Source organism: Clostridium sp. AM49-4BH, from assembly GCF_003478335.1.
Taxonomy (GTDB): domain Bacteria; phylum Bacillota; class Clostridia; order Lachnospirales; family Lachnospiraceae; genus Butyribacter.
On sequence record NZ_QUFB01000013.1, the window covers coordinates 58252 to 65747 of the forward strand.

At 40.9% G+C, this 7496-nt stretch carries 8 protein-coding genes and 1 pseudogene; 7 read left to right on the forward strand and 2 right to left on the reverse strand.

What is annotated here, in order from left to right:
- The first annotated feature begins 10 nt into the window (after positions 1-10).
- The 7 genes from DW981_RS05640 (at position 11) to DW981_RS05675 (ending at position 5495) form a co-directional block, all read left to right on the forward strand.
- The gene (locus DW981_RS05640; RefSeq protein ID WP_118507049.1) at positions 11-1549 is read left to right on the forward strand and encodes an NAD(P)H-hydrate dehydratase; all 1539 of its coding nucleotides are present in this window, start codon (positions 11-13) and stop codon (positions 1547-1549) included.
- Complete coding sequence (gene alr / locus DW981_RS05645; RefSeq protein ID WP_118507050.1) at positions 1546-2712, forward strand: alanine racemase; 1167 nt, start codon at positions 1546-1548, stop codon at positions 2710-2712. Before DW981_RS05640 ends, alr begins: the two co-directional genes overlap by 4 nt.
- Before the next feature lie 137 nt (positions 2713-2849).
- Positions 2850-3209 carry a type II toxin-antitoxin system PemK/MazF family toxin gene (locus DW981_RS05650; protein ID WP_118507059.1) on the forward strand — a complete coding sequence of 120 codons (360 nt, stop codon included), beginning with the start codon at positions 2850-2852 and terminating at the stop codon, positions 3207-3209.
- Positions 3206-3685, forward strand: coding sequence for a 23S rRNA (pseudouridine(1915)-N(3))-methyltransferase RlmH (rlmH, locus tag DW981_RS05655; RefSeq protein ID WP_022024930.1), 480 nt, complete (start codon positions 3206-3208; stop codon positions 3683-3685). Before DW981_RS05650 ends, rlmH begins: the two co-directional genes overlap by 4 nt.
- 42 nt (positions 3686-3727) lie before the next feature.
- A complete protein-coding gene (locus DW981_RS05660; protein WP_118507051.1) occupies positions 3728-4255 on the forward strand; it encodes a GNAT family N-acetyltransferase in 528 nt (175 codons plus the stop codon).
- 487 nt (positions 4256-4742) lie between these two features.
- The gene (locus DW981_RS16115) at positions 4743-4961 is read left to right on the forward strand and encodes an AAA family ATPase (protein WP_347474511.1); all 219 of its coding nucleotides are present in this window, start codon (positions 4743-4745) and stop codon (positions 4959-4961) included.
- A 156-nt stretch (positions 4962-5117) separates the two neighbouring features.
- Positions 5118-5495 (forward strand): SdpI family protein, encoded by a 378-nt coding sequence (locus tag DW981_RS05675; protein ID WP_003864540.1) that lies wholly within the window; start codon positions 5118-5120, stop codon positions 5493-5495.
- 138 nt (positions 5496-5633) lie between these two features.
- On the opposite strand, the gene DW981_RS05680 is transcribed toward DW981_RS05675, so the two are convergent.
- Together DW981_RS05680 and DW981_RS05685 are read right to left on the reverse strand one after the other, a co-directional pair.
- Positions 5634-6929: a tyrosine-type recombinase/integrase gene (locus tag DW981_RS05680; RefSeq protein ID WP_118507052.1), complete on the reverse strand. Its 1296-nt coding sequence runs from the start codon at positions 6927-6929 to the stop codon at positions 5634-5636.
- A 160-nt stretch (positions 6930-7089) separates the two neighbouring features.
- A pseudogene (locus tag DW981_RS05685) lies at positions 7090-7496 on the reverse strand (transcriptional regulator); the annotation flags it as partial.

Genomic DNA, 7496 nt, shown 5'->3' on the forward strand with positions numbered 1-7496 from the left:
CAAGATTAGAATGGAATATATCGTAAATGGTAGTCAGGCAAGAGAAATCGATCGTTGCTCCATACAGGAAATCGGAATTCCATCTATGGTTTTGATGGAAAAGGCAGCGATGTCTGTGGCGAGTTGTATTATGGCACAGGCGGATAAAAAACAAGACTGTATACTGGTTGTATGCGGGACAGGCAATAACGGTGGAGATGGTGTGGCTGCTGCGCGTATGCTGCAGGATGCCGGTTATATTGTCAGTGTCCTTGTTTTGGGACAGGAAGAACGTTGCTCAGAAGAGATGAAACAGCAGATCTCCATTGCAAGACATCTTGGTGTGTCCGTCTTTTGGGACAACCTTACTGGGAAAACGACATTCACAGAGACTAGTTTTTCAGAATATAGTATTATCGTGGATGCAATCTTTGGCATTGGATTATCGAGAGATGTAACGGGTGTGATTGCCGATTATATTAACGCGATCAATCGAAGTGCTGCAGATGTTTTGGCTGTGGACATTCCATCCGGCATTAGTGCGGATACCGGTGCGGTATTAGGAACAGCTGTAAAAGCAACGATAACAGTAACTTTTGGACATAATAAACGTGGGCTGGTATTATATCCGGGAACGGAGTATGCGGGACAGGTAGTGGTAACGGATATTGGATTTCCGGAAATGGTAACAGAGAGAGTGATGAAGCAGTCACAGACGTTTACGTATACCAAAGAAGACCTTTCAGTATATTTTCCAAATCGAAAGAAACGTTCAAACAAAGGAAGTTATGGACGTGTTGTTGTCATTGCCGGATCCAAGGATATGAGCGGAGCCTGTTATCTTTCCGGTGAGGCAGCCTATCGTATGGGGTGTGGACTGGTGCATATTGTGACAGCGCAGGAAAATGCAGAGGTCATCCGTATAAAATTGCCGGAAGCTATTGTTACCGGCTGGTCGGAAAATGTGACGGGGGAGCAGGAAGCAGACATTACCGCAGCGATACATAAAGCAGCAGCGGTCGTGATCGGTCCGGGATTGGGGCAGGAAGCCGGAGCGGAGAGATTGCTGGATCTGGTGCTGCAGGAAGCAAAGAAACTGCCTGAGCTGCCGGTTGTAATTGATGCAGATGGGTTAAATCTTTTAGCCAAAAAGGGATTGTATTCTACACTTGGCAGACAGTATGTTCTGACTCCACATTTGCGGGAAATGAGTCGTTTATCCGGGAAGAGTGTTCAGGAGATTGCGGACGATATGACATCGGCAGTTATGGGACAGCAGGCGGGAGCGACAATTGTGCTCAAAGATGCGAGAACACTGGTCAGTGATGGTGATTGGCTCTATATTAATTTATCGGGCAACAGCGCCTTATCTACAGGTGGATCCGGAGATGTGCTAAGTGGAATGATCGGCGGATTATTGGCACAAGGATGCACACAGAGAACGGCAGCTACGCTGGCAGTGTATATGCATGGATTAACAGCGGAGCAGTATTGCGAGAGTGCACCGCCGCATTGTATGCTGGCGAGAGACATATTAGAAATGATACCGAAGATTGGAGGCAACTCATGAAAACATATTATCGCGTGCAGGCAGATATAGACTTGGATGCTATTTATAAAAATGCAGAAAATGCAAAGAAACTTACTAAGCCGGGTACAAAGTTTATGGCGATCGTTAAGGCTGATGCATATGGTCATGGTGCAATACCCGTCGCTAAAGTATTAGATCCCATTGCAGATGCTTATGGCGTTGCAATTTTGGAAGAAGGAATTGAGCTTCGTCAGGCAGGGATCACTAAGCCGATCCTAATCCTTGGTTTTACGCCGGCACCGCTATATCCGAGTATGATCGAATATGACATTGCGACCGCCGTATTTCAGTATGACATGGCAAAGAAAATGTCAGATGCAGCGGTTCAACTAGGAAAAAAGGCAAAAATACATATCAGTCTGGACACGGGGATGAGCCGCATCGGGTTTGCTTTGACCGAGGAGAGTCTGCAGACGATATGCAAGATAAATCAGCTCCCGGGGATCGAGATAGAGGGCTGCTTTTCACATTTTGCACGCATGGATGAAAAAGATAAGACAAAAGCGGAACAACAATTTTCGCGCTATGAAACATTTGTCCATAAAATGGAACAGGCAGGGGTGAAAATCCCGGTAAAACATATTTCAAACAGTGCCGGTATTATGGAAATGCCTAAAGTGAATGAAGATATGGTTCGAGATGGAATCTGTCTATATGGATTATATCCTTCGGAAGAAGTGAATAAGGAGCGGCTGCCGCTTGAACCGGCTATGCAGTGGAAGACCTATGTTTCCTATGTCAAAGAGCTGGAAGCAGGTATCGAGATTGGATATGGTGGAACGTATACGACCACGAAACCAACGATGGTTGCAACGATTCCGGTTGGATATGCAGATGGTTATGCCCGCTCTTTGTCGGGGAGGGGATGTGTCCTTATTCACGGACAGAGAGCACCAATCTTGGGACGCATCTGTATGGATCAGTTTATGGTGGATGTCACTGATATTCCGGGAACAGCGGAAGGTGACGAATGTATGCTTTTTGGAGAGCAGGAGGGAGAAATCTTGTCAGTAGAAGAAGTCTCAGAGCTTGCCGGTTCTTTCAATTATGAATTTGTCTGCGATGTCGGACGACGAGTTCCTAGGGTATTCTATCAAAACGGTAAAGCAGTAGAGACCAAAGATTATTATCCGGAATATTAAGAGAGCGTCTGTTCTTGCTTTTTGTGAAGATGGGACGATTAATAGCAACAAAAGAAAACGTTTACGAATACTTTTCAAAAAACTGGTAAAGATAGGAAATAAGCCACAAAAAATTTTAGGAATGGAGCGTGAACGTTTTGGTTATTAAACGTGGAGACATATTTTTTGCAGATTTACGACCGGTAGTGGGTTCGGAACAAGGCGGGGTCAGACCGGTACTTATTATACAGAATGACATGGGAAATCGACACAGCCCAACGGTCATTTGTGCAGCTATTACATCCCGCATGAACAAAGCAAAACTTCCAACGCATATATCGTTGGACATGAAAAAATATGATATTAGTAAAGACTCTGTTATTCTTTTGGAGCAGATCCGAACCATTGATAAATCAAGGCTTCGAGAAAAGGTTTGTCATTTGGATCAGGACATATTGCAAAAGATCGATCAGGCTCTTTGCATTAGTTTAGCGATTGAGGAGAAAACACATCAATGAAAATTACGATATTAACCGTTGGAAAGATCAAAGAAAAATTTTTTCGGGGAGCGGTCGAAGAGTACAGCAAGAGATTGAGTCGTTATTGCAAGCTGGAGATCATCGAAGTGGCGGATGAAAAAACACCGGACCATGCCAGTGCGCATGAAGAAGAACTCATACGCGCCAAGGAGGCAGAGCGGCTCAAAAAATACATAAAAGACAATGCTTATACGATAGCACTTGCCATAGACGGTAAGCAATATTCCTCCGAGGACTTTTCTGCACATGTCCATGATTTGGGACTGAAAGGGGAAAGCCATTTGCAGTTGATCATTGGTGGTTCGATTGGACTTGCTCCTGAGATCTTATCGTTAGCGCAGGAGAAGATTAGCTTTTCTAAAATGACGTTTCCGCATCAGTTGATGCGCGTGATCTTGTTGGAACAGATCTACCGGGCGTATCGGATCATGAACGGGGAACCATACCACAAATGAGGGAAGAGTCGGTGAAATCTTAAATTATGGAGGAAAAGATAGATGATTTCTATTGACACTAAAAGACTACATCTACGCAATGTATCGCAAAATGATGTACATGTAATGTTTGATTATAGAAATAATGAAATATGTGCTCGATATCAGAGAGGGCAGACAAAAGACTTTGGAGAAATTCTAAATATAATTGAACATAGAAAAAATGATGAAATATCAATAGATTCGCCTTGTATGATTGCAGTAGCTCTAAAAGAAACAAACGAAATGATTGGTGAAATAGTTGTTAAGCCAAAGGATAATACAATTTCCTTAGGATATACGTTTTCTTATAAATATCATCGACAGGGATATGCTTTTGAGGCTCTGACCGTTTTGCATGAGCATCTTCATAAGATTGCTCCAGAATGGGAGTTTATCAGTTTTACAGAATGTGAAAATATAGCCAGTATCGAATTGCTTAAGAAATTAGGCTATAAGAATCTCGGCTATGTTCCAAGCGTGGATTCGCAGGCATTCGGCAAGTGGACAACATTGGTTACAGAGGAAAAATTTGCTCAACAAAGTAAATAACCTCCTTTCACAAAAACTTTAATTAATTTGTAAGAATAAAGGTTTTACTCAGGAGGCGCTTGCAGGAAAATTATATGTATCCAGACAGGCTGTAGCGAAGTGGGAGTCTGGACAAGCATATCCTGATAGTAGCAACCTTATTCAAATTAGCAAGTTATTCAATGTTACTATTGATTACTTAGTAAAAGACCAAGAGTGTATTACTACTTGTTTAGAGGATAATGAGACGGATATTGATCAGCTTATTGAATTTCGTTTAGAAGCAAATGTTAATACATACGCTGCTTATATGAATGAGACGGATTCGACGAGATTAGTAACACCGGAAATACAAAAATTGATAACGGAAAATTTATGAGGAACAAGTTGGAATCATAAAAAGAATTTATTATGGATGATAAATGCATTTATGGGAATTTGCGTATGAAATGTGATTATATGAACAGGGATTTGCGTGTAAAATATATTTACATGAACGGGGATTTCTGTGATTATTTTTGATGAAGTTCAACTGCTTCCAAAGGCCAGACAGGCAATTAAATATCTTGTTGCAGATGGAAGATATAAGTATATTGAAACAGGTTCCTTAATATCCATTAAAAAAAATATAATAGAAGAATTTGTAAAGCAGGAAGGATATTCAAACATATCTTGTTTCGATTCCGGGGATATGCCATTTAACCTGTATCTATCCAACCTTGAATAGATAGTTGTGTGGAAATTGAATGCGTGATAGAATGCTATAAAGGGAAATAGGTGATGATCGTGCTTTAAGCGCGAGGCGTTTCTTGTCCGTAGGGCAAGAAGATGGAAACTGAAGTAAACTTAACAAATCGAAATTTGTGCATTAAGGAGGTTTACAATGGGTTTTTGGATTTTTATGTTGATAATGGATTTACTTCTTCCATTTACGATGATTGGTTTTGGAAGATATTTTATGAAAAAGGCTCCAAAGGAAATAAATTCGGTATTTGGATATCGAACTTCGATGTCTATGAAGAACAAAGACACATGGGAATTTGCTCATAAATATTGTGGTAAAGTCTGGTATGTCTGTGGAATGGTTATGTTGCCGATAACAGTAATATTCATGCTTTTAGTGATTGGAAAAAATGAAGATTGTGTTGGGAGTATAGGAGGAATTATCTGTGGTGTTCAACTTATTCCTTTAATTGGGTCTATTCTCCCAACAGAAATAGCATTAAAAAAGAATTTTGATAAGAATGGAACAAGACGATAAATTCAAGTTTGCCGAAATATCTTTCTAACTTTCCCTATTTTACAGGCTTTTCAGCCCATTCATTAGTGAAATGATATGTATTTTCCCTTATTTTTGCCCTTATGAGATAATTGTAAGGGAAATAAGGGAAAGTTTTATTTAGTCATTGCCTGCCACTTTATCAAGTAACCTTGCAGATTCCCGCTTGGCTTTTCTTGTAGAGTGTGCATAGACATTCATGGTGGTACTGACATCTGAGTGCCCTAACAGTTCCTGCACATCCTTTGGTGCTGCTCCATTTGCCAGAAGGTTGCTTGTGTAGGTGTGTCGCAGCTGGTGAAAATGAAATCCTTCAAATCCATCCAGTTTCTGAGCAATCTTCCTGCAAACAATTCCTAACGTGCTTGGCAGTTCCAGACTTCCATCCGGTCTTAAGCAGACAAAGGATATTTCCTTATAATCCTCTGGAACATTCTCTGTTCCGTCCAGATGATAGAACTCATAGTAAACTCTGTTTTTGTCTTTTACTTCTCTGTAGTAGTTTTTGTGGTAAAGTTCTCCGTACTGCATTCGGTTTTTAAGCTGTTCCTTTCGGGCATTGCGAAGAATCTCTGCCAGCGTATCTCCAAAATCAACAATCCTTACCTTTTTTCGTTTGGTTGGTCCGATGATATTCTTGTGCCTTGAACCATCATATCGGATACTGCGTCTGATTGTAAGGCACTGTTCTTCAAGATTTACATCCTGCCATGCCAGACCACAGGCTTCACCGATACGAAGTCCTGCATAATAAGCTATCTGGATTGGAAGTATTGCCGGTGGATTGTAATCCTGTAGAAATTCAATCAGTCTTTCATAATCCTCTCGTGGAATTGGCTGTATATCGCTATCCATGTCATCATCAGAAAACAGGTCAACCTCATCCGTCTGGTATTTCAGCTTAATATACTGCATCGGATTGAAAGTGATATATTGCTTTGGTGATACTGCAAATCGGAATGACTGCTGTAATACTGCCGAGAAAGAACGAATGTAATCTTTGCTATAAGCTTTTCTTTCTGAACCATCTGGATAAGTGCCACCAAAGGAAAGCAGATCGAAGAAGGCTTGTAAATGCTCAGATGTTACATTTTTCAACTTTCTCTCTGAAATTGGATGCTTCTTGATGTTGGTAATAGCACCGAGGTAATTCTGGACTGTCCCATTACTGAGAGTACCGGTCTTTAATTCTTCCTCTGCCCATATATCAAGTAATTCTCCAACTGTAATATTTTCCGACTTTGCAATGAATTTCTTGCTTTCGTAATCGTCCATTGCCTGACGGAGCAGTTTTTCCGTTTCACTCTTGCTTTCTGTTCCAGCGTATTCTTTCTGAACCAGATTGCCGCTTGCATCTTCTACATAGAAGCGGTAGTACCATTTCTTTCCTTTTTTTCTTACAGATCCTTTTGCCATAATCGTGTGTCTCCTTTCGATATCAGACAATCGGAACTGATGAAATGCTTCTTGCGTGTAGGCATCTTATGGACAAGTCCATAAGCCAATTCGCCGCTCGTCAAATCTGTAAACAGCCTGACTCGCTCGTGCTCATTGTATCATAACTCCGGTTGTCGTTCTATACCGAATCGGAATCCTCATACAAAACTTCTGATAAAAGATTTTCAAGCCTTTGTTCTGCCATTTCCGGTTTCTTGGAATAGAGCCTTACAATATCTGCCATATCATTAAAGGCATTAACGGTATGGGTGATCTCCCGGAGAAACATAATCTCGTTATATTCATCATTCGATTCAAACCCCATTACCTTTGCAATATCCGCTTCATTCGTGTTACCCTTGTAATTCTTGCAGGCAAACTGGAATGATTCCAGAAACAGGTTATATTGCTTTAACATTAATAGCAGTAAATCTTTTGAAAAAGCATCTTCCTTTTTACTAAGGTCGAGAGGTAACTGTTTGAGAATATCGCCCATTGCATCACGAATCTGTAATTCTTTCTTATCCGTAATATCGGTTTCGTATT

Bases quoted from the DNA above. Each gene is read 5' to 3' on its own strand.
- DW981_RS05640 (WP_118507049.1), top strand. From the start codon at position 11: ATGGAATATATCGTAAATGGTAGTCAGGCAAGAGAAATCGATCGTTGC.
- alr (WP_118507050.1), top strand. From the start codon at position 1,546: ATGAAAACATATTATCGCGTGCAGGCAGATATAGACTTGGATGCTATT.
- rlmH (WP_022024930.1), top strand. From the start codon at position 3,206: ATGAAAATTACGATATTAACCGTTGGAAAGATCAAAGAAAAATTTTTT.
- DW981_RS05660 (WP_118507051.1), top strand. From the start codon at position 3,728: ATGATTTCTATTGACACTAAAAGACTACATCTACGCAATGTATCGCAA.
- DW981_RS05675 (WP_003864540.1), top strand. From the start codon at position 5,118: ATGGGTTTTTGGATTTTTATGTTGATAATGGATTTACTTCTTCCATTT.
- DW981_RS05680 (WP_118507052.1), bottom strand. From the start codon at position 6,929: ATGGCAAAAGGATCTGTAAGAAAAAAAGGAAAGAAATGGTACTACCGC.